The organism is Kineococcus rhizosphaerae (genome assembly GCF_003002055.1).
GTDB classification, from domain to species: domain Bacteria; phylum Actinomycetota; class Actinomycetes; order Actinomycetales; family Kineococcaceae; genus Kineococcus; species Kineococcus rhizosphaerae.
The window spans coordinates 144,277-164,828 of record NZ_PVZF01000006.1 but is presented as its reverse complement, the minus strand read 5'-3'; the positions used below and the strand labels follow the sequence as shown (position 1 = coordinate 164,828).

At 72.4% G+C, this 20,552-nt stretch carries 15 protein-coding genes; 13 read left to right on the top strand and 2 right to left on the bottom strand.

Annotated features, from left to right (window positions below; all coding sequences use genetic code 11):
• Window positions 1–78: 78 nt before the first annotated feature.
• From CLV37_RS13290 to CLV37_RS13270, 5 genes are all read left to right on the top strand, one after another.
• Window positions 79–1,146 (top strand): Gfo/Idh/MocA family protein, encoded by a 1,068-nt coding sequence (locus CLV37_RS13290; protein ID WP_106211075.1) that lies wholly within the window; start codon window positions 79–81, stop codon window positions 1,144–1,146.
• Complete coding sequence (locus CLV37_RS13285; protein ID WP_106211073.1) at window positions 1,143–2,330, top strand: Gfo/Idh/MocA family protein; 1,188 nt, start codon at window positions 1,143–1,145, stop codon at window positions 2,328–2,330. The genes CLV37_RS13290 and CLV37_RS13285 overlap by 4 nt, the downstream gene beginning before the upstream one ends.
• An 89-nt stretch (window positions 2,331–2,419) precedes the next feature.
• Window positions 2,420–3,385, top strand: a complete 966-nt coding sequence (locus tag CLV37_RS13280; protein WP_106211071.1) for a carbohydrate ABC transporter permease — start codon at window positions 2,420–2,422, stop codon at window positions 3,383–3,385.
• Window positions 3,378–4,283 carry a carbohydrate ABC transporter permease gene (locus tag CLV37_RS13275; RefSeq protein ID WP_106211069.1) on the top strand — a complete coding sequence of 302 codons (906 nt, stop codon included), beginning with the start codon at window positions 3,378–3,380 and terminating at the stop codon, window positions 4,281–4,283. The genes CLV37_RS13280 and CLV37_RS13275 overlap by 8 nt, the downstream gene beginning before the upstream one ends.
• Window positions 4,284–4,350: 67 nt before the next feature.
• A complete protein-coding gene (locus CLV37_RS13270) occupies window positions 4,351–5,694 on the top strand; it encodes an ABC transporter substrate-binding protein (protein ID WP_106211067.1) in 1,344 nt (447 codons plus the stop codon).
• A 103-nt stretch (window positions 5,695–5,797) separates the two neighbouring features.
• Here CLV37_RS13270 and CLV37_RS13265 read toward each other — a convergent pair whose 3' ends face one another.
• Entirely contained in the window at window positions 5,798–6,760 is a 963-nt protein-coding gene (locus tag CLV37_RS13265; RefSeq protein WP_170127246.1) for a carbohydrate kinase family protein, read from the bottom strand.
• Window positions 6,761–6,877: 117 nt separating this feature from the next.
• Here CLV37_RS13265 and CLV37_RS13260 point away from each other — a divergent pair, with 117 nt between their 5' ends.
• From CLV37_RS13260 to CLV37_RS13245, 4 genes are read left to right on the top strand one after another with little or no spacing between them, the layout of a single operon-like run.
• The gene (locus CLV37_RS13260) at window positions 6,878–8,239 is read left to right on the top strand and encodes a 6-phospho-beta-glucosidase (protein WP_106211063.1); all 1,362 of its coding nucleotides are present in this window, start codon (window positions 6,878–6,880) and stop codon (window positions 8,237–8,239) included.
• 48 nt (window positions 8,240–8,287) lie between these two features.
• Window positions 8,288–11,374, top strand: a complete 3,087-nt coding sequence (locus CLV37_RS13255; RefSeq protein ID WP_106211061.1) for an alpha-mannosidase — start codon at window positions 8,288–8,290, stop codon at window positions 11,372–11,374.
• Complete coding sequence (locus tag CLV37_RS13250; RefSeq protein WP_106211059.1) at window positions 11,371–14,274, top strand: glycoside hydrolase family 2 TIM barrel-domain containing protein; 2,904 nt, start codon at window positions 11,371–11,373, stop codon at window positions 14,272–14,274. The genes CLV37_RS13255 and CLV37_RS13250 overlap by 4 nt, the downstream gene beginning before the upstream one ends.
• Window positions 14,271–15,293, top strand: a complete 1,023-nt coding sequence (locus CLV37_RS13245) for an alkaline phosphatase family protein (RefSeq protein WP_106211057.1) — start codon at window positions 14,271–14,273, stop codon at window positions 15,291–15,293. Before CLV37_RS13250 ends, CLV37_RS13245 begins: the two co-directional genes overlap by 4 nt.
• 43 nt (window positions 15,294–15,336) lie before the next feature.
• Here the strand turns inward: CLV37_RS13245 and CLV37_RS13240 are convergent, their stop codons facing one another.
• On the bottom strand, window positions 15,337–16,113 hold the full coding sequence (locus CLV37_RS13240) for a DeoR/GlpR family DNA-binding transcription regulator (protein WP_211298620.1): 777 nt from the start codon (window positions 16,111–16,113) through the stop codon (window positions 15,337–15,339).
• A gap of 121 nt (window positions 16,114–16,234) precedes the next feature.
• Between CLV37_RS13240 and CLV37_RS13235 the strand changes: the two genes are divergently transcribed.
• Genes CLV37_RS13235 through CLV37_RS13220 form a run of 4 tightly spaced genes read left to right on the top strand, consistent with a single transcriptional unit; the run spans window position 16,235 to window position 20,539 of the window.
• Complete coding sequence (locus CLV37_RS13235) at window positions 16,235–17,512, top strand: type 2 periplasmic-binding domain-containing protein (RefSeq protein ID WP_106211053.1); 1,278 nt, start codon at window positions 16,235–16,237, stop codon at window positions 17,510–17,512.
• Window positions 17,509–18,480 (top strand): carbohydrate ABC transporter permease, encoded by a 972-nt coding sequence (locus CLV37_RS13230; RefSeq protein ID WP_106211051.1) that lies wholly within the window; start codon window positions 17,509–17,511, stop codon window positions 18,478–18,480. Before CLV37_RS13235 ends, CLV37_RS13230 begins: the two co-directional genes overlap by 4 nt.
• 5 nt (window positions 18,481–18,485) lie before the next feature.
• Entirely contained in the window at window positions 18,486–19,373 is an 888-nt protein-coding gene (locus CLV37_RS13225; RefSeq protein ID WP_106211387.1) for a carbohydrate ABC transporter permease, read from the top strand.
• Window positions 19,373–20,539, top strand: a complete 1,167-nt coding sequence (locus CLV37_RS13220) for a GNAT family N-acetyltransferase (RefSeq protein ID WP_106211049.1) — start codon at window positions 19,373–19,375, stop codon at window positions 20,537–20,539. The genes CLV37_RS13225 and CLV37_RS13220 overlap by 1 nt, the downstream gene beginning before the upstream one ends.
• Window positions 20,540–20,552 lie beyond the last annotated feature (13 nt).

Sequence of the window (20,552 nt, the reverse complement as noted above, 5' to 3'; positions counted from 1 at the left end):
CCGTCGGGAAGGGTTGTGCAACAGTTCGGAAAGCGCATTCCAGACAACGACGACGGAGTGGACGATGGAGCGCACGCGATGAGCACCGACCAGGACACCTCGGCCCCGCCCGTGCGGTTCGCCGCCGTGGGTCTCGACCACGCCCACGCGTTCGGGCAGATCGCCGGACTGCTCGGGCAGGGCTGCGAACTGGTCGGGCTGGCCAGCGACGACCGCGACGCCGCGGTGGCCAGGGCCGTCGCGCAGCGCTGGCCCGACGTCGCGTGGGCCGAGCACCCCGACGACCTCCTGACCGACCCGACGATCGACCTGGTCGTCACCGCCGCCGTGCCCGACCGGCGCGGCCCGATCGCCGTCCAGGCCCTGCGCCACGGCAAGGACGTCGTCGCCGACAAGCCCGGGTGCATCAGCCTCGAGCAGCTCGAGGACGTCGAGAAGGCCGTCGCGGAGTCGGGGCGGTTCTGGTCGGTCACCTTCTCCGAGCGCTTCGAGGTCCGCAGCGCCGTCAAGGCCGGGGAGATCGTGCAGTCCGGCCGGATCGGGCGCGTCGTGCAGACCATCGGGCTCGGGCCGCACCGCGAGGGCGACCGGGCCCACCTGGCCGGCGGCGAGGGCCGTCCGGACTGGTTCTACGACCGCGGCCGCACCGGCGGGATCCTCACCGACATCGCCAGCCACCAGATCGACCAGTTCCTCTTCTACACCGGTTCGACGACGGCCGACGTCGTCTCCAGCGCCGTCGCGAACTACACCCACCCCGACTCCCCGCGCATGCAGGACTTCGGTGACCTGACGCTGGTGTCCGACCGCGCCCACGGGTACGTGCGCGTCGACTGGTACACCCCCAAGGGGCTGCCGACCTGGGGCGACGGGCGCACGACGATCCTCGGCACCGAAGGGTTCATCGAGCTGCGCAAGTACGTCGACCTCGCCGGCCGCGAGGGCGGCGACCACCTGTTCGTCGTCGACGACAGCACCACCGAACGCGTCGACTGCTCCGACGTGGAGCTCCCGTACTACCCGGCGCTCGTCCACGACGTGCGCCACCGCACCGAGACCGCCTGCCCGCAGAGCCACACCTTCGAGGTGATGCGCCTGGCGATCACCGCCCAGCAGAACGCCACGAAGAGAGGTTTCGCCGCGTGAGCACCTCCGACAGCACTCCCGGCACGGAACAGGAACTGCGGGTCGGCATCGTCGGCTGCGGGGGCATCGCCCGCTCGCACGGGCGGGCCTACGCCGGCAACCCGCGGGCGCGGATCGTCGCCGCCCACGACGTGGACCCCGCGGCCACGAAGAAGTTCGCCGAGGAGTTCGACACCGCCGCGGCCGACAGCCTCGCCGACCTCGCCGCCCATGGCGTGCAGCTCGCCTCCGTCTGCACGCCCCCGGGCAGCCACACCGCGACCACGGTCGCCCTGCTCGAACTCGGCATCTCGGTGCTGCTGGAGAAGCCGCCGGCCGTCACCCTCGCCGAGCTCGACGTCATCGCCGAGGCCGAGGCCGCCAGCACCGGGTCGGTGTACGTCGTCTTCCAGCACCGGCACGGGTCCGGCGCCAAGCGCGCCCACCGGCTGCTCGCCGAGGGCGCGCTCGGCGCCCCGCAGATCGCGGTCTGCGAAACCCTCTGGTACCGGCCCGAGAGCTACTTCGACCCGGCGTGGCGCGGGAACTGGGCGGGGGAGGGCGGGGGCCCGACCCTCGGCCACGCCATCCACCAGATCGACCTGATGCTGCACCTGCTGGGCAACTGGTCCACCGTCGACGCCAAGGCCTCGCGGATCGCGCGCCCGGTCGAGTTCGAGGACGTCGCCACGGCGTCGGTCGCCCTCGAGAGCGGTGCCGTCGCCTCCGTGGTCACGAGCCTGCTCTCCCCGCGCGAGGTCAGCCGGATCCGCGTCGACACCACCGGCGGGACCCTGGAGGTCAACCACCTCTACGGCTACTCCGACGCCGACTGGTCCTGGTTCCCGCTGCCCGACGCCGGGACGCTGGCGGCCAACGGGGTCGACCCGGGCACCGCCCGGGGGGACTCGACGGCCGCGGGCACTGGCCTCGACGTGTGGCAGGCCTCGGCGGGGACCGACCTGCCGTCCAACCACGCCGCGCAGATCGACGAACTCGTCGACGACCTCCTCGCCGGGCGCCGGCACGCCACGACGCTGACCAGCACCCGGCCGACGATGGAGTTCGTCACCGGGCTCTACGCCTCCGCCCTGGAGGGGACGACGATCGCCCGCGGCGACCTCACCCCGGACAGCGCCTTCTACTGTCGGCTCGACGGCGGTCACCCGGCGGACCGGGTCTCGGCCCGGTTCACGCTCTCCTAGCACCCACCCCGCACCCGCACCCCCGCATCGATGACGAACGGAGAGGTGGATCCGATGATCGACCCGCAGCACGACGGGAGGTCGACGCGATGAGCGCCATCGGCGAACTGTCGTCCCTGCGCGCCGACCGGGCCCGGCGGCCGCTGACGCCGGAGGAGAAGGCCGCCCGGCGCCGGGAGAACAACCGCGACAACAAGACCGCCTACCTGTTCCTCACGCCCTGGTTCCTGGGGCTGGCGGTCATCACCATCGGCCCGATGCTGGCCAGCCTGTACCTGTCGTTCACCCAGTACAGCCTGCTCCAGCCGCCGACGTGGATCGGCGTCCAGAACTACCTGGACATGCTCGGCGACGCCCGCCTGCACCACTCGCTCAAGGTGACCTTCATCTACGTCGTGGTGGGTGTCCCGCTCCAGCTGGGCTTCGCGCTGGCGGTGGCGATCGTCTTGGACCGCGGCATGCGGGGCCTGGCGCTGTACCGCTCGATCTTCTACCTGCCCTCCATGCTCGGCGGGTCGGTCGCCATCGCGCTGCTGTGGCGGCAGATCTTCGGCACGCAGGGGCTGGTGAACCAGCTCCTCGGGCTCGTGGGCATCCACTCCACGACGGGGTGGGTGTCGGACCCGCGGTACGCCCTGTGGACGATCATCGTCCTGCACGTCTGGACGTTCGGGTCGCCGATGGTGATCTTCCTGGCCGGGCTGCGTCAGATCCCGGCGATGTACCACGAGGCCGCCGCCGTCGACGGCGCCTCCCGGTGGACGCGGTTCTCGAAGATCACGTTGCCGCTGCTGTCGCCGATCATCTTCTTCAACCTCGTGCTGCAGCTCATCAACGCCTTCCAGTCCTTCACCCAGGCCTTCGTGGTCTCCGGGGGGACCGGCGGGCCCGCGGACTCGACGATGTTCTACTCGCTCTACCTGTACCAGAAGGGTTTCGGGCAGCTGGAGATGGGCTACGCGGCCGCGATGGCGTGGCTGCTCGTGCTCATCGTCGGTGTCCTGACCGCTCTCAACTTCCTCCTGTCGAAGTACTGGGTGTTCTACGATGACTGATCTCCAGGAAAGTGCCCCGGTCACCACCACGCGCGCGTCGGCGAGGTCCGCGGTCGGCGGCCGCTCGGCGTCCTCCAGGGCCCGCTCGGTGGTCAAGCACGCGGTGCTGATCGTCGTCAGCATCGTCATGGTCTACCCGCTGCTGTGGCTGCTGGTCTCCTCGTTCCGGCCCACCAACGTCATCTTCCGCACCCCCGGGCTGTGGATCAACGACCTGGTGACCTCGAACTACACGGGCGGCTGGACGGCGCTGGCCCAACCGTTCGGGCACTACATCGTGAACTCCGCGATCGTCGTCGTCGGTGCGGTGGCGGGGAACCTGTTCGCCTGCTCGCTGGCGGCGTACGCCTTCGCCCGCTGCCGGTTCCGGTTCCGCAACATGTGGTTCGCGATCATGCTCATCACGGTCATGGTCCCGATCCACGTGGTCCTGGTGCCGCAGTACATCCTGTTCAACCACCTGGGGTGGGTGAACACGTTCGTCCCGCTGATCCTGCCCAAGTTCCTGGCGACGGACTCGTTCTTCATCTTCCTCATGGTGCAGTTCATCCGCGGCATCCCGCGTGAACTGGACGAGGCGGCCCGCATCGACGGCTGCGGCCACGGCCGGATCTTCCTGCGGGTGATGCTGCCGCTCATGGGGCCGGCGCTGGCCACCACGGCGATCTTCACCTTCATCTGGACCTGGTCGGACTTCTTCACCCCGCTGATCTACCTCACCGACCCCAACGCCTACACCGTCCCGGTGGCCCTGAAGAGCTTCCTCGACGCGACCAGCGGCAGCAACTGGGGAGCGATGTTCGCGATGTCCATCGTCACGCTCGTCCCGTTGTTCCTGGTCTTCCTCTTCGGCCAGCGCTTCCTCGTCAAGGGGATCGCGACCACCGGCGGCAAGTGACCACCCGCACCACCGCACCGCACCACCACTCCACCCGCGCCCCCTCGACGAGAACGGCCTCGCTGACATGACTGACGCGCCCCGCACCCACCGCTCCTCCTTCCCGCACGGCCTGTCCCGGCGGTCCGTCGTGGCGGCCTTCGCCGCGACCGGTTCCGTCGCGGCCCTCGCCGCCTGCGCCCCCGGCAGCTCGGGGGGCTCGAAGGCCTCCGGCGACAGCGGGGGCACCCTGCGCGTGTCCACCTGGGGCAACGACTCGCGCCTGAAGCTGACCCAGCAGGCGGCGGCCGAGTTCGAGAAGGCCAACCCCGGCATCAAGGTCACGGTCGAGAACTCCGAGTGGACCAACTACTGGGACAAGCTGGCCACCAGCACCGCCGCCAACGACTCGCCCGACGTGATCCAGATGGACGAGGCGTACATCGCGGCCTACGGCACCCGGGGCGCGCTCCTGGACCTGGACACGGTCAAGAGCCAGCTCGACCTGTCCGAGATGGACTCCAAGGTCCTGGACACCGGCAAGGTCGAGGACAAGCTCGTCGGCGCCCCCATCGGCGTCGGCAACTTCTCCGTCGGGGTGAACCCGACGGTCCTGCAGCAGGCCGGCGTCGAGATGCCCGACGACACGAAGTGGACGTGGGAGGAGTTCGCCGCCCTGGCCACCCAGGTCTCCGCCAAGCTCGGCGCCCAGGGCGTCGTCGGGTTCGACGGCTACGGGACGGGCACCGCTGAGGTCGGGGCGTGGGTGCGCCAGTTCAAGCAGGAGATCTTTCCGACGAAGGAGCAGACCGCGGCCGACGAGGCCACGGTGACCAGCTACTTCGAGTACGCCGACGCGCTCGTGGCCTCCGGGGCGACCCCCCAGGCCTCGGTGCAGAGCGAGAACTCCACGGCCGCGCTCGACGCGTCGCTGTTCGCGACGAACAAGGCGGCCTTCCACCTGCAGTTCCACACCCAGATCTCGGCCTTCGCCGCCGCCAGCGGCAACGAGCTGAAGCTGCTGCGCCTGCCCGCGCAGAAGACGGGCGAGTCGCCGCGGATGGTGAACAAGGCCTCCATGTACTGGTCCATCTCGGCCCGGACGAAGCAGAGCGAGAACGCGGCGAAGTTCGTCGACTTCATGCTCACCGACCCCGCCGCCACGAAGATCCTCACGACCGAGCGCGGTGTCCCGGCGATCCCGTCGGTGCAGAAGGACATCGAGCCGGTGCTGAGCCCCCAGTCGAAGATCGTGCTGGCGTTCTCGCAGGCGATCGCGTCCGAGGTCGTCGACCCGCCGCAGGTGACGCCCTCGGGTGCCTCGGCGTGGAACACCGAGTTCACCACGATCGGCACCGACCAGCTGTTCGGCCGGACCAAGCCCGCCGACGCGGCCAAGAACGCTCTGACGACGGCCAAGGGCATGGTGTGACGGCTGCCTGAGCCCAGGGGCCGCCCCACCGCTGGTGGGGCGGCCCCTCGACGTCGGGACGGGGGGCGGTCGGAGGAACCGGCCCGCGCGGCCGGCCCGCCGCTCAGGCGGACAGGTGGTCCTGCACCAGGTGCCAGTCCGCGGCCGGCAGGCTGTCGTGCTCGCGGTGCCACGCCAGGGCCGTGAGGAGTTCGGCGCGGCTGGGTGCCGCCGAGGCGCCGCCGAGGCGCTGCACGGACACCGAGGCCGCGAGCACGGCGAAGGAGACCGCCGTCCGCAACGACCACCCCGCCGTGCGTCCTGCGCAGAACGCCGCGACGAAGCAGTCCCCGGCGCCGGTCGGGTCGACGGCCCGCACCCGCGGTGCCGGCACGTCGCACCGCTCACCCGTGCCTGCGTCGAGCGCGACCGCGCCGTCCGCGCCCCGGGTGACCACGACCACGCCCGTCCGCCGCGCCAGGGCGTCCAGGGCGTGCACGGCGTCCGGGGTGCGCGTGTACGCCCGCGCCTCGTCCTCGTTGGGGACGAAGGCGTCGACGCCGGCGAGCCGGTCCAGCACGGCCGGGTCCCAGGCCCCGGTCTCGTCCCACCCCACGCCCCCGACGACGAACGTCCCCCGGCTGCGCAGGCCCGCCACCCACGGCGGCACCCCCTCGGCGAGCCCCACGTGGCACGCGCCGACCGCCGGCAGCGGCCGGGGCAGCGCGTCGGGCAGCCACGTGGCGCGCTCCTCGTAGGTGACGAAGCTGCGTTCGTCGGCGCTGGTCAGCGCGACGGTCACCGCGGTGCGGGCCCCGGGCACCTCGGCGAGCCAGGTCAGGTCGAGCCCGTCCTCGCGGGCGAGCGCGGAGCGGACCACCGCGCCGAGCTCGTCGGCTCCCGTGGCGCCCACGAGGGCGGTGCGGAACCCCAGCCGGGCCCCGGCGACGGCGCGCGTGGCCGTCCCGCCGGGGGTGAGGGTGAAGCCGTCGGCGAACACCTCGGCCCCCGGGACGGGTGCGCGGACGCCGGACAGGACGAGGTCGCAGAACACGCGCCCGCCGAAGACGAGGTCGAGGTCGGACACGGGCGGACTCCTCGGAGAACAGGTGATCGATCGCGCAGGGGTTCGGGCAACACTCTAGTCAAGGATGCGCGTTCGGTCATAGTCTGCCTGCGTGAACGAGCAGCGAGGGGTGGGCGCGTGAAGCTGGCGATCCTCGGGGGTGGCGGTTTCCGCACCCCCTTCGTGTGGCAGGCGCTGTTGCGCGACCAGGGCGAGCCGCGGATCACCGCGGTGACCCTCCAGGACGCCGACGCGTCCCGCCTCGCCGGCATGCGGGCCGTGCTCGAGCAGCTCGCCGAGGGGTTCCCCGAACCCCCTGCCCTGCAGACCACCACGAACCTCGACGTCGCGCTCGAGGGCAGCGACTTCGTGTTCTCGGCCGTCCGCGTCGGCGGCCTCGCCGGCCGCTGCGCCGACGAGCGCGTCGCCCTCGACCTGGGCGTCCTCGGCCAGGAGACGACCGGCCCCGGCGGGCTCGCGTACGCGCTGCGCACCGTGCCGTTCATGGTCGACGTCGCCGAGCGGGTCGCGCGCCTGGCTCCCGACGCGTACGTCCTGAACTTCACCAACCCCGCGGGCATCATCACCGAGGCCATGCAGGGCGTGCTGGGCGACAAGGTCCTCGGCATCTGCGACACCCCCTCCGGGCTCGGGCGCCGCGTCGCGACGCTGCTCGGGCACGACCCCGACCACGCCCGTCTCGACTACGTCGGGCTCAACCACCTCGGCTGGCTGCGCCGCGTCGAGGTCCACGGCCGCGACGTCCTGCCCGACCTGCTCGGTGACGACGGGCTGCTGGCCCACCTCGAGGAGCAGCACGTCTTCGGCGCCCCCTGGCTCAAGGCGCTCGGCGCGATCCCCAACGAGTACCTCTACTACTGGTACCGCAACGCCGAAGCCGTCGCCCGCATCCGCGAGTCCTCCCTGACCCGCGGGGAGTTCCTGCTCAAGACGCAGGGCGACTTCTTCGACCAGCTGCCCCGGGCCGGCTCGCGCGCCGCGCAGCTGTGGCGCGAGACGGTCCTGGACCGCAGCGCCAGCTACATGGCCGAGGCCAAGGGCGGCGAACAGGGTGCGCCGGAGAACCCCGAGCCGCCGGAGACCGACCCCTCCCAGCAGGGCTACGCCGGGGTGGCGCTCGCCGTCATGGCCGCCATCAGCCGCGACGAGCCGTCGACGGCGATCCTCAACGTCCGCAACGGCGCGACGATCGCCGGGCTGCCCTCCGACGCGGTCGTCGAGGTCCCCGTGGCCGTCGACGGGTCCGGGGTCCGCCCGTTCGCGACGCCCGCACCGGACCTGCACCAGCTCGGGCTCATGCAGCAGGTGAAGGCCGTCGAGCGGCACGTCATCGCCGCGGCCCTGCACGGCGACGAGACCGAGGCGCTCCTGGCCTTCGCGACGCACCCGCTGGTGCGTTCCGTCGACGTCGCCGAGAAGCTGCTCGCCGGGTACGTCGAGAAGATCCCCGAGGTCGCCGCCGTCTTCGGCCGGTCCTGACCCCAGCCCGCCCCCCCGAACGCAGAACCCCCTCGACGAGGAGTCCCCGTGCACGACGACCGTTCCCTGGTCGAAGGTCGCGTCCAGCGCGTCCTGAACCACCGCATCCGCCCCGCGGTCCACCCGCAGCGCGTCCCCATGACCCTGTCGGCGTGGCTCGTCCCGGACGAACCGGTCCCCGCGCGCGACGCCGTCGCCGCGCTGGCGGAGGGCCGGTTCGGCGAGTTCTCCGTCGGCACCACGTGGGGCCGGCCCTGGTCCACGACGTGGGTGCGCGCCCGGGCGCAGGTCCCGGCCGAGTGGGCGGGCAAGCGCGTCGAGGCGCAGTTCGACCTCGGGTTCGTCGGCGACTGGCCGGGCAACCAGGCCGAGGCCCTCGTGCACACCCTCGACGGGGTACCGGTCAAGGGTGTCGCACCGGACAACAAGATCGTGCCCGTCGTCCGCGACGCGCAGGGCGGGGAGACCGTCGACTGGCTGCTGGAGATGGCGGCCAACCCCGACGTCATGGCCGACGACATGCGGCCGACCCCGTTGGGCGACAAGTCGACCGCAGGTGAAGCGCACCTCTACACCATGAAGGTCGCCGACCTCGTGGTCCTCGACGAGGAGGTGTGGATGCTGGCGGTGGACGTGGAGTGCCTCGACGACCTCATGCGGCACCTGCCCGAGTCCGAACCCCGCCGGTACGAGATCGCCCGCGCCCTCGACCGCGCCCTGGACGCCCTCGACCTCGACGACGTCTCCGGCACGGCCACCGCCGCGCGCGCCGAACTCGCCGGCGTCCTCGCCTCCCCGGCCGTCGGCAGCGCGCACACCCTGTCCTCCGTCGGGCACGCCCACATCGACTCGGCGTGGCTGTGGCCGCTGCGCGAGACGCAGCGCAAGACCTCGCGCACCTTCGCCAACGTCACGGCGCTCGCGCAGGAGTACCCCGAGTTCGTCTTCGCCTGCTCCCAGGCGCAGCAGTACGCGTGGGTCAAGGAACGCTCGCCCGAGGTCTACGCCCGCATGCAGGCCGCCGCGAAGGCCGGCCAGTGGGTGCCCGTCGGCGGCATGTGGGTCGAGGCCGACGGCAACCTGCCCGGCGGGGAGGCGCTCGTCCGGCAGTTCGTCACGGGCAAGGCGTTCTTCCGCGAGGAGTTCGGCGTCGACTGCCAGGGTGTCTGGCTGCCGGACTCCTTCGGCTACTCCGGCGCCTACCCGCAGATCGCGCGGCTGGCCGGGATGGACTGGTTCCTCACCCAGAAGATCTCCTGGAACCAGACCAACAAGTTCCCGCACCACACGTTCCGCTGGGAGGGCATCGACGGGTCGCAGATCTTCACGCACTTCCCGCCCGTCGACACCTACAACGCGATCTTCTCCGCTGAGGAGCTGACGCACGCCGTCGCGAACTACTCCGAGAAGGGCCGCGGCACCCGCTCGCTCGCCCCGTTCGGGCACGGCGACGGCGGGGGCGGACCCACCCGCGAGATGCTCGAGCGGGCCCGCCGGTTCGCCGACCTGGAGGGGGCGCCGAAGGTCGTCGTCCAGGACCCGAACCGGTTCTTCGCCGACGCCCGGGCGGAGTACCCCGCCCCGCCGGTGTGGGCCGGTGAGCTGTACCTGGAACTGCACCGCGCGACGTACACGAGCCAGGCGCGCACCAAGGCCGGCAACCGCCGCAGCGAGCACCTGCTGCGCGAGGCCGAGCTGTGGGCGACGACCGCCGCCTTGAACGTCCCGTCGTACGCCTACCCGCACGCCGAGCTCGACCGGCTGTGGAAGGTCGTGCTGCTGCACCAGTTCCACGACATCCTGCCCGGCTCCTCGATCGCGTGGGTGCACCGCGAGGCCGAGCAGACGTACGGCCGGGTCCGCGCCGACCTCGAGGCGCTCGTCACCGAGGCCGTGCACGCGCTCGGCAGCGGGTCGCGCGTCCTGCTCAACACCGCCCCGCACGAGCGCACCGAGGTCGTGGGCGACCAGCTCGTCCGCGTGCCGGCGTCCGGTGCCGTCGTCCTGGCCGACGCGGCGCGGGAGGACCCGACGCCCGTGACGCTCACCCGCGCCGACGGGATGCTCGTCCTCGCCAACGGCGTGCTCACGGTCGTCGTCGACGCCGACGGGCTGCTGGCCTCCGTCGTCGACGAGGTGAACGACCGCGAGGTCCTCGCCCCCGGCGCCCGCGGCAACCTGCTGCAGCTGCACAGCGACTTCCCGAACTCCTGGGACGCCTGGGACGTCGACCTGCACTACCGCAACCGCGTCGTGGACCTCGTGGCGGCCGACGAGGTCACCGCGGTCGAGGAGGGGCCGCTGCGGGCCCGCGTCCGCGTCGTGCGCTCGTTCCGGGCGTCCCGGATCGTCCAGGAGTACGTGCTCGCCGCCGGGTCGGACCGCCTCGACGTGCGCACCGAGATCGACTGGCACGAGCAGGAGAAGTTCCTCAAGGCCGCGTTCGGCCTCGACCTGCACGCCGCCGTCAGCTCCTCGGAGATCCAGTTCGGCCACGTGCAGCGCGCGACGCACACGAACACGAGCTGGGACCACGCCCGCTTCGAGACGGCGATGCACCGCTGGGTGCACGTCGCCGAACCCGGCTACGGCGTCGCGGTGGCCAACGACTCCACCTACGGCCACGACACGACCCGCGCCGCGCGCGAGGACGGCGGGTCGACCACGACCGTGCGCCTGTCGCTGGTCCGGGGCCCGAGGATGCCCGACCCGCAGGCCGACCAGGGCCGGCACGTCCTGTCGTACTCCCTCGTGCCCGGCGCGCGGATCGCCGACGCCGTCCGCACCGGCTACGACGTGAACCTGCCGCTGCGCGAGGTCGACGGCCCGGCCGAGCTGCCGCAGGCGCCGGTGACCGTGACCGGTTCCGGCGCGACGCTGGAGGCGGTGAAGCTCGCCCAGGACGGCTCGGGCGACGTCGTCGTCCGGGTCTACGAGGCGTGGGGCGCCCGGGCGAAGGGCGTCCTGCGGACGTCGTTCCCCGTCGCCGAGGCCACCGTCGTCGACCTCCTCGAGGACCCGGCGCGGGAGGGCACCGCGGCGGCGCGGGGCGTCGCCTCGCTGCTCGACGACGGTTCCGTGGGTTTCGCGCTGCGCCCGTTCGAGGTGCTCAGCCTGCGGTTGGCCCGCGCGTGAGGGAGTGGGCGGAACCCGAGCACGTCGGACGGCGCCGCGAACCCGTCGGCACGCTCCGGCGGGCCGTCCCCGACGACGGGGCCACCTGCCTCGACCTGGACGGGGACTGGGAGTTCCAGCTCCGGCCGCACCCCGAGGCCGCGGAGCTGCCGGCCTGGCGGACCGCGCAGGTCCCCGGCTGCTGGACGACCGAACCCTCCCTGTGGGGGGAGGTCGCCGACCCGCCCTGGTACACGAACGACCGGATGCCCTGGCCGGACCTGCCGCCGACGCCGCCCACCGCGCACAACCCCACGGGCGTCCACCGCCGCGACGTCACCGTCCCGGCGGACTGGTCGGGCCGGCGCGTGCTGCTGCACGTGGGCGCCGCCGAGTCCCTGCTGCTCGTGCGCGTCGACGGGCAGCCCGTCGGTTCCAGCACCGACTCCCACCTCGCGGCCGAGTTCGACATCACCCCCTGGGCCCCGCCCGGGTCGACCGTGCGGGTCGAGCTGACCGTCGTGAAGTGGTCCGCGGCCACGTTCGTCGAGGACCAGGACCAGTGGTGGCACGGCGGGATCACCCGCTCGGTCCGCCTGTTCACCCGGCCGGTGCTGCACCTGTCCGACGTGCGGACCGTCGCCGACGCCGGCGGTCGACTGTCCGTCGACGTCCGCGTCGGCTGCGACGCGGGGGAGGGCGCTCAGCGCGGCTACCTGCCGGCGGGCTGGCGCGTCGACGTCCGCCTCGGGCGGACCGCGTTGGCGTTCGACGCCGAGGCGCACGCCCGCGACCTCGCCGACGAGCGCCTCTCGCTGTACCGCGGACGGGTGCGGTTCGGCGGGTGGTTCCCGGGGATCGCGACGTGGACGGCCGAGACGCCCGTGCTCCACGACGTCACCGTCGACCTGCGCGACGCGGACGGCGCGCTGGTGGACTCGCAGGTCCAGCGCGTCGGCTTCCGCACCGTCGAGGTCGTCGGGCCCGACCTGCTCGTCAACGGCCGGCGCATCTTCGTCCGCGGGGTGAACCGGCACGACCGCGACCCCCTGACCGGCCGGGTCGTGACGACCGAGCAGGTGCGGCAGGAACTCCTGACGTTCAAGCGGTTCGGCTTCAACGCCGTGCGCACCTCGCACTACCCGAACGACCCCTCGTTCTACGACCTCACCGACGAGCTGGGGTTCTACGTCGTCGACGAGGCGAACATCGAGTCGCACGCCTGGGCGCACGAGCTGTGCGACGACCCCGCCTACCTGCCCGCGTTCACCCAGCGCGTGGCCCGGATGGTCCGCCGCGACCGCAACCACCCGAGCGTGATCATCTGGTCGCTGGGCAACGAGAGCGACTACGGCGCGAACCACGACGCCGTCGCGGCCTGGGTCCGCCGAGACGACCCCACCCGGCCGGTGCAGTACGAGGGGGCGATCAAGGACGACTGGAACTCCGGGTTCGCGGCCAGCGACATCGTCTGCCCCATGTACGCCTCCCTCGACCAGGTGGTCGAGCACGTCACGCGGAACCCGCCGATCCGGCCCGTCATCCAGTGCGAGTACTCCCACGCCATGGGCAACTCCAACGGGTCGCTGTCGGACTACTGGGCGGCGATCGAGTCGCTGCCCGGCCTGCAGGGCGGGTTCATCTGGGAGTTCGCCGACCACGGCCTCCTGCAGCGGACGGCGGACGGGCTGCCCGCCGGCCGGGCCGGTACCGGCCGGTTCACCGACGGCGTGCCGGACGAGGGGTTCCGCTGGGCCCACGGCGGCGACTTCGGCGACACGCCGCACGACGGCGCCTTCTGCCTCGACGGCGTCGTGCTGCCCGACGGCACCCCGAAACCCGTGATGTTCGAGCACCGCGAACTCGCCTCACCCGTGCGGCTGTCCTTCACCGACGGGGTCCTGCGCGTGCGCAACGCCTACGACTTCTCCGGGTGGGGGCACCTGCGCGGTCGGTGGGTGCTCGAGGCCAGCGACGGCACGTCGTGCTCCGTGCCCGCCCGGCTGCCCGACCTGGGGCCGGGGTGCACCGCGACCGTCGAGGTCCCCGCAGAGCTCGCCGAGGCCGGGGCCGGTGAACGGTGGCTGCAGCTCGTCGTGACCCAGGCCGAGGGCACGGCGTGGAACCCCGCCGGCGCCGAGGTCAGCCGGCCGTGCGTCCGGCTGCCCGACCGCGCGCGGGACGAGGGAACCGGCGGGGAACCGGGCGGGGAACCGGGTGCGGAGTTCCCGGTGGTGCTCACCGGGGACGGCGCCCTCGACCTCCCGGGGCTGGTGCGCCCGGAGCTGACGCTGTGGCGAGACCCCACCGACAACGACGACATCGCCGGCGACGCGGACCGCTGGGTCGCCGCCGGCCTGCGGGACGCCCACCCCGTCGTCGTGCGCGTGGAGGGTTCCACCGTGGTGTCGGTCCTGGGGACCAGCGCCGGGCAGGTCCGGCACACCCAGCGGTTCCGCCGGGACGCCCGCGGGCTGCACTGCGAGGAGACCGTCGAGCTGCCCGAGGGGCTGGACGACCTCCCGCGGATCGGCGTCCGGGTGCCGCTGACGGCCACCGCCGTGAACGCGACGTGGTTCGGGACGGGCCCGTGGGAGACGTACCCGGACCGCTGCACGGCCCCCGTCGGCTGGCACGACCTCCCCGTGCGCGCCCTGGCCGTGCCGTACGTCCGCCCGCAGGAGAACGGCGCCCGGACCCGTGTGCGCGAGCTGAGGGTCAGGACGTCCGAGGGGGAGTCGCGGTTCTCCTTCGACCGGCCGGTGACCGTCACCGTCCACGAGGACGCCGTGGTGCTCGACGTGCGGCACCGCGGCCTGGGGACGGCCTCCTGCGGACCGAACGCGTTGCCGCAGCACCGCACCGGTGCCGGGACCCACACCTGGTCCTGGTCGCTCGCCCCCGGGGTCCGGGTGTCGTGAAGCTCCTGCTCATCGGGCTCGACGGGGTCCGCGTGGACCTGGCGCTGCCGGAGGTCGTGGCCGCCGACGAGGGTTTCGCGGTGCCCGACCACCCGGCGGACCCCCGCTTCGCCGCCGCACCACGGGACGTGCCCCGGGACGCGCCCCGGGAACGCGGGGAGGGGACCACCGGGCGCCTCGCGCCGACGCTGAGCCGGCTGGCCGCCGGGGGACGGGTGGTCCCCGTGTGGATGACGCCCCCGACGGACTCCGGACCCGGCTGGGCGTCGCTGCTGACGGGGACGACCCACGAGGAGAACAACGTCTGGTGGAACGAGTTCGTCGGCCACCGGCTCGCGCGCTGCCCGGACCTGCTGTCCCGTGTGTTCTTCGCCGACCCGCGCGCCCGGACGTTCGCGGCCACGACGTGGCCGGCGCTGGTCGCGGCGACCGGGCCCGGCCCGGTCGTCCACTCCCGTCCCGACCAGCAGGTCGGCGGCCAGCACCAGCTCTTCGCGGCGACCGACTTCAGCGACGGGTGCCGCTCGGCGGACCGCCAGGTGCGGACCCGGGCGGCGTGGGTGCTCAACCACGAGGGGCCCGACGCGGCGTTCGTGCACCTGGAGGGGCCCGACGAGGCGGCGCACCGGCACGGGTCGCAGGGCCCGGAGTACCGGGCCGCGCTGACGGCGGCCGACGAGGACGTGCGGCACCTCGTCAAGGCGGTCGCGGAGCGCTTCGAGCGGCTGGGGGAGGACTGGCTCGTGGCCGTCACGACCGACCACGGCCACAAGCCGGAGGGTGGTCACGGGGAGGACGAGGTGGTCGTCCGGCGGTCCTTCCTCCTGGTGCACCGGATCGGCGGCCCGCTGCCGGCCGGGTTGCGGGAACCGGCGACGCTGCGCAGCCACGAGGTGAGCCCGCTGCTGCTGGCGGCCGTCGGGGTCCGGCCCGGTTCCCTCGTGGCCGACCACCCCGTCGGGCAGGTGCGCGACGTGCCGTCCGCGGGCCCGACCCGGGACCTGCGCCACGAGTGGTGACCAGGAGGGCGACCGTCCGGCGGTGCCCCGGTCCGGCGGTGCCTCAGGGCGCGGGGTGCGCCCCCGTGCGGGCGAGTTCCACCCCGACCCCGGCGTGCTCCAGGACCGAGCTCGTCTCGGCGTCGGGGTGCACGTCGGTGATGAGGTGCCGGTAGGCGCCGACGTCGCACACGGTCGCCGTGCCGCTGCCGGGGAACTTGGAGGCGTCGGCGAGCAGGACGACCTCGTCGGCGGCCGAGATCATGGCCCGCTTCACGGGCACCTCGTCGGCCACGGTGTCCACCGAGTGCCCGCTGCGGCGGATGCCGCTGGTGCCCAGCAGCAGCACGTCGGCGCGCAGCTGGCGCAGGCTCTCCTCGGTCAGGTAGCCCACGAGGGACCGGTGGGCGGGGCGGACCTGGCCGCCGAGCAGCACCAGGTCGACGACCGGGTCCTCGCACAGCTCGGTGTAGACGGCCAGGTTGCGGGTGATGACCGTCAGGGGGCGGCCGTGCAGGTACCGGGCGACCCGGCCGACGGTCGTGCCGATGTCCAGCAGCACCGACTGGCCGTCGCGCAACCGCCCCGCGGCGGCGCGCGCGATCTCCTCCTTGGGGGCGGCCTGGCGGTCGACGAGGTCGGCGTACACGTCGTCGCGCACGTCGACGGGGCGGGCGCCGCCGTGGACGCGTTTGAGCAGACCGGCGTCGTCGAGCTTGACGAGGTCCCGGCGGATCGTGGCCTCGGACAGCCCGAGCCGTTCGACCAGCTCGGAGACCGTCGCCGGCCCCTGGAGGCGGACGACCTCGACGATGGCGTCGCGACGTTCTTTGGCGTGCACGTTCGACAGAATACCTTGCGCGTTCGCGCAGAAAGCAAGTAGCGTTCGCGCAACATCGCCACTCAGAACGGCTCGTTGTGAGCGTTCGGTCACGGCGTCGGATGTCGAGAAGGGTCTCGCCATGAACCTGTCCCGTCGCAACCTCCTCCTCGGCTCGGGGCTGGCCGCTCTGGGGGCCGGCGCGCTGTCCGCCTGCTCCACCAGTGCCGGCGGCTCGGGCGCCGGCGGTTCCTCCAGCGGCCTCGCCCTCTGGTACTGGAACGGCGGCCTGAGCGACAAGGTCGTCGAGGCGTCCAAGACGCAGTTCCCGAAGGACGACATCAAGCCCAACAAGGTGGGGGGCGACTTCAAGCAGAAGCTGCAGACCACCCTCGCCGGCGGGTCGTTCATCCCGCAGGTCACGGGCGTCAAGGGCGAGGACATGCCCTACTTCCGCTCCGTGGCCGACAAGTTCACCGACCTGAACCAGTTCGGGGCCAAGGACGTCGCCTCGAAGCAGCTGGCCTGGAAGTGGGCCGAGGCGCAGACCCAGGACGGCAAGCAGCTCGGGTTCCCCATCGACATCGGCCCGACGGCCATGTTCTACCGCGCCGACATCCTGGCCCAGGCCGGCCTGCCGACGGACCCGGCCGCGGTCGCCGCGGCCACCTCGACGTGGGACGACTTCTACGCCTTCGGCCAGGAGCTGCACGGCAAGGTCCCGGCCAGCTTCCCGGTCCCGCAGCTGGCGAACGTCTTCCAGATCGTCGTCGGCCAGTTGTCCCAGCGCTTCGTGAGCGAGGAGAACGCCTTCGTCGGCGACTCCGACGAGATGAAGCAGGCCTGGGACACCACGGTCAAGGCGCAGACGCTGGGCCTCAACGCCAACGTCGCGCAGAGCCTGGAGGCGTCCACCGCCTCGGGCGTCGTGGCCGTGGACCTCGGCGCCGCCTGGCACGCCCTGGACATCAAGCTCGCCGCCCCGGACACCAGCGGCAAGTGGATGGTGGCGAACAACCCCGTCAAGCCCACGAACTTCGGCGGGTCGTTCCTCACGATCCCGGCGGCGACCGAGGACAAGCAGGCCGCCTACGACGTCATCACGTGGATCCTGGGCACCGACAACCAGGGCCAGGCCTTCACCGACGCGAGCATCTTCCCCGCCGACCCGGCCGCCTGGGAGCTGCCCGCCCTCACCGGCGGCGACGCCTTCTTCGGTGGCCAGAAGACCATCGACGTCTTCGGCCCGGCGGGCAAGCAGGTCCCCTCCCAGTACGTGGCGGCGTCCGACTCGGCCATCCAGGCCGCCTACCTGAACGAGCTGACCAACGTCGAGGCCAACGGCAAGGACCCGGCCCAGGCCTGGGCCGACGCCGTCTCGGCGGCGAAGGACATCGCCGCGCGGCAGGGCGTGAAGTGAGTTCCGCCAGCCTCGACCGGGGGTTCCGGCGCAGCAGGTCCCGTCCGCCGGGCACGACGCCGGCGGCCGGGAACCGGCGCAGCCCCCTGCGCTTCTGGCCGCAGTACGTCGCGGTGAGCCCGTTCTTCCTGATCTTCGCGGCGTTCGGGCTCTTCCCGCTGGGGTTCTCGGCGTGGCTGGCGTTCCACCGCTGGGACGGGGTCAACCCGGTCACCTTCGCCGGTCTGGACCAGTTCCGGTTCCTGCTGGAGGACGCGACGTTCCGCAAGGCCGTCGTCAACACGATCATCATCTGGATCATGGCGACGGTGCCCATGCTCGCGATGAGCCTGGCCATCGCGGCCATGCTGAACGCGGTCAGGCGGTTCCGGACCTTCTACCAGGTCGTCCTCTTCCTGCCCTCCGTGACCTCGATCGTCGCCATCGCCATCTTCTTCAAGGCGATCTTCAACAACCAGGTCGGCGTCGTGAACCAGGTGCTCGAGGGCATCGGCCTGCCGGGCGTCGAGTGGCTCAACGGCTACTGGACGATCAAGATCGTCCTGGCCACCCTCATGACCTGGCAGTGGGTCGGGTACAACGCCATCATCTACTTCGCCGGCCTGCAGGCCATCTCCACCGAGGTCTACGAGGCGGCCAAGCTCGACGGGGCCGGGGCGTTGCGCACCTTCGTGTCGATCACCGTCCCGCTGCTGCGCCCGATCATCCTGTTCACCGTGGTCGTCTCGACGATCGGGGGGATGCAGACCTTCGCCGAGCCGCAGGTCCTCTTCGGCTCCAACGCCTCCATCAACCCGAACAGCGGTGGTCCCGGCCAGGCCGGTCTGACGATGGTCCTGTACTTCTACCAGCAGGCCTTCAACAACAACAACTACGGCTACGGCGCCGCCATCGCCTACGGGGTGTTCGCCGTCATCGCCGTCTTCGCCCTGCTCAACTGGCGCCTCACCGCCCGTTCGGAGAAGTGATCGAGATGGCTGCGCAGAACACCCTCACGGTCCGCGGTCAGGCCGCCGGCGGTACCCCCGCCCGCCGGAACAAGGGGGTCAGGAACTCGGCCAAGTGGGCCCACCTGCCGCTGGTCCTGACGACGCTGCTGCTGATCTTCCCGTTCTACTGGACCGTGGTCATGGCCACGAACACCAACGCCGACTACTACCTCACCCCGCCCAAGGTGGTCCCCGGCACGCACCTGCTGGAGAACATCTCCTCGGTCCTGACGAGCATCAACTTCTTCGGTTCGATGGCCAACACCGCCATCGTCGCCGTCTCGGTCACGGTGCTGGTGCTGTTCCTGGACTCGATGGCGGCGTTCGCCTTCGCGAAGTACGACTTCCCGGCCAAGAAGTTCCTGTTCGGCCTGATGCTGGCGTTCTTCATGGTTCCCGCCCAGCTCTCGACGGTGCCGCAGTACATCACCATGACCCACATCGGGTGGGTCGGGACCCTGCAGGCGCTCATCGTGCCCGCCGCGGCCAACGCCTTCGGCATCTTCTGGATGCGTCAGTACATCTCCACGGCCATCCCGGACGAGATCCTGGACGCCGCCGTCGTCGACGGGTGCGGCTTCTTCCGCCAGTACGTCCTCATCGTCCTGCCGGTCATCCGGCCCGGTCTGGCGTTCCTCGGGATCTACACCTTCGTCGCGGCGTGGAACGACTACGTGTGGCCTCTCATCGTCCTCATCAACCCGGACATGCTGACGCTGCAGGTGGCGCTGTCGCAGCTCAACGCGACCCGGAACACCGACTACGCCGTGGTCATGGCCGGGGCCCTGCTCGCGATCGTGCCGCTCATCGTCGTCTTCCTGCTCTTCTCCAAGCAGTTCGTCGCCGACTCCGTCAAGGGCGCGGTGCGCTGATGACCACGGTCTTGCGGTCCGCCCGCGACGACGAGTCCGACGCCGTCGCGGCGCTCGTCGGGGCGGCGTTCTCCGCCGAACCCCTGCACCGGCCGCAGGTGACCTCCCCCGACCGCGAGGCGGTGGTGCGCCGCGTCGTCGAGGACGGCGCCTCGGGCCGGCTGCTCGCCACGGCCTCGGCGCGCCTGTGCGGGCAGTGGTGGGGCGGGCGCCGGGTGCCCGCCGCGGCGCTGGCCGGGGTGGCCGTCGACCTGACCGCCCGCGGCCGCGGGGTGGGGCTGGCGCTGGTCGCCGGCACCTTCGCCGCGGCCCGCGAGTCCGGGGCCCTGCTCGTCGCGCTCGTCCCCTCGACCCACGCCTTCTACCGGAAGGGGGGGTGCGGGATCGCCGGGCGCCGGTCGGTCTACGCCGTCGGCACGCACGACTTGCGCACGCTGCCCCGCGACCCCTCCCTGACCTACCGGCCGGCGGGGCCCGGCGACGCCGACGCCGTCGCGGGGCTCGTCGCCGCCCGCGGCGCCCGCACCGACGGCGTCCTCGACCACGACGAGCGGACCGGGTCCGCGGTGCCCTACGTCGCCCTGCGCGCGGGGGCCGTCGTCGGCTGGTGCGCCCTGGGCCGGCGCCCCGCGCGGCCCGGGGCCGGCGGGAACTACGCCGTCGTCGTGCACGACCTCGTCGGCGCGGACCCGGCCGCCGAGCTCGGGTTGTGGCGCGACCTGGCCGCCGACGAACCCAGCGCCCGGGAGGTGCACGCCCTCGTGTCCCCGGGTGGCCTGCTGGAGCACCACCTGCCCCGTCAGACCGAGGTCGTCGAGGACGCGACGTGGATGCTGGGGCTGCTCGACGTCCCCGGCGCGCTCGGCGCCCGCGGGTACCCGGCGGGGGTCCGCGGCACCCTGGCGCTGGCCGTGCAGGGCAGCGGGCGCACCGACGTCCTGACCCTCGACGTGGCCGGCGGACGGGCGACGGTCGGCTCCGGGACCGCCCCGGCCGGCGCCGGGACCGTCCGGCTCGGCGCCGCCGACCTGGCCTCCGTCTACGCCGGGCACCTCGACCCGGTCACCGCCCACCACCTGGGGTTCCTCGAGGGGGACGCCGACGCGATCGCGTTGCTGCGCAGCCTGTTCGCCGGACCACCGGCCGTCCTCGACCGTCCCTTCTGACCTGCTCCCTGAG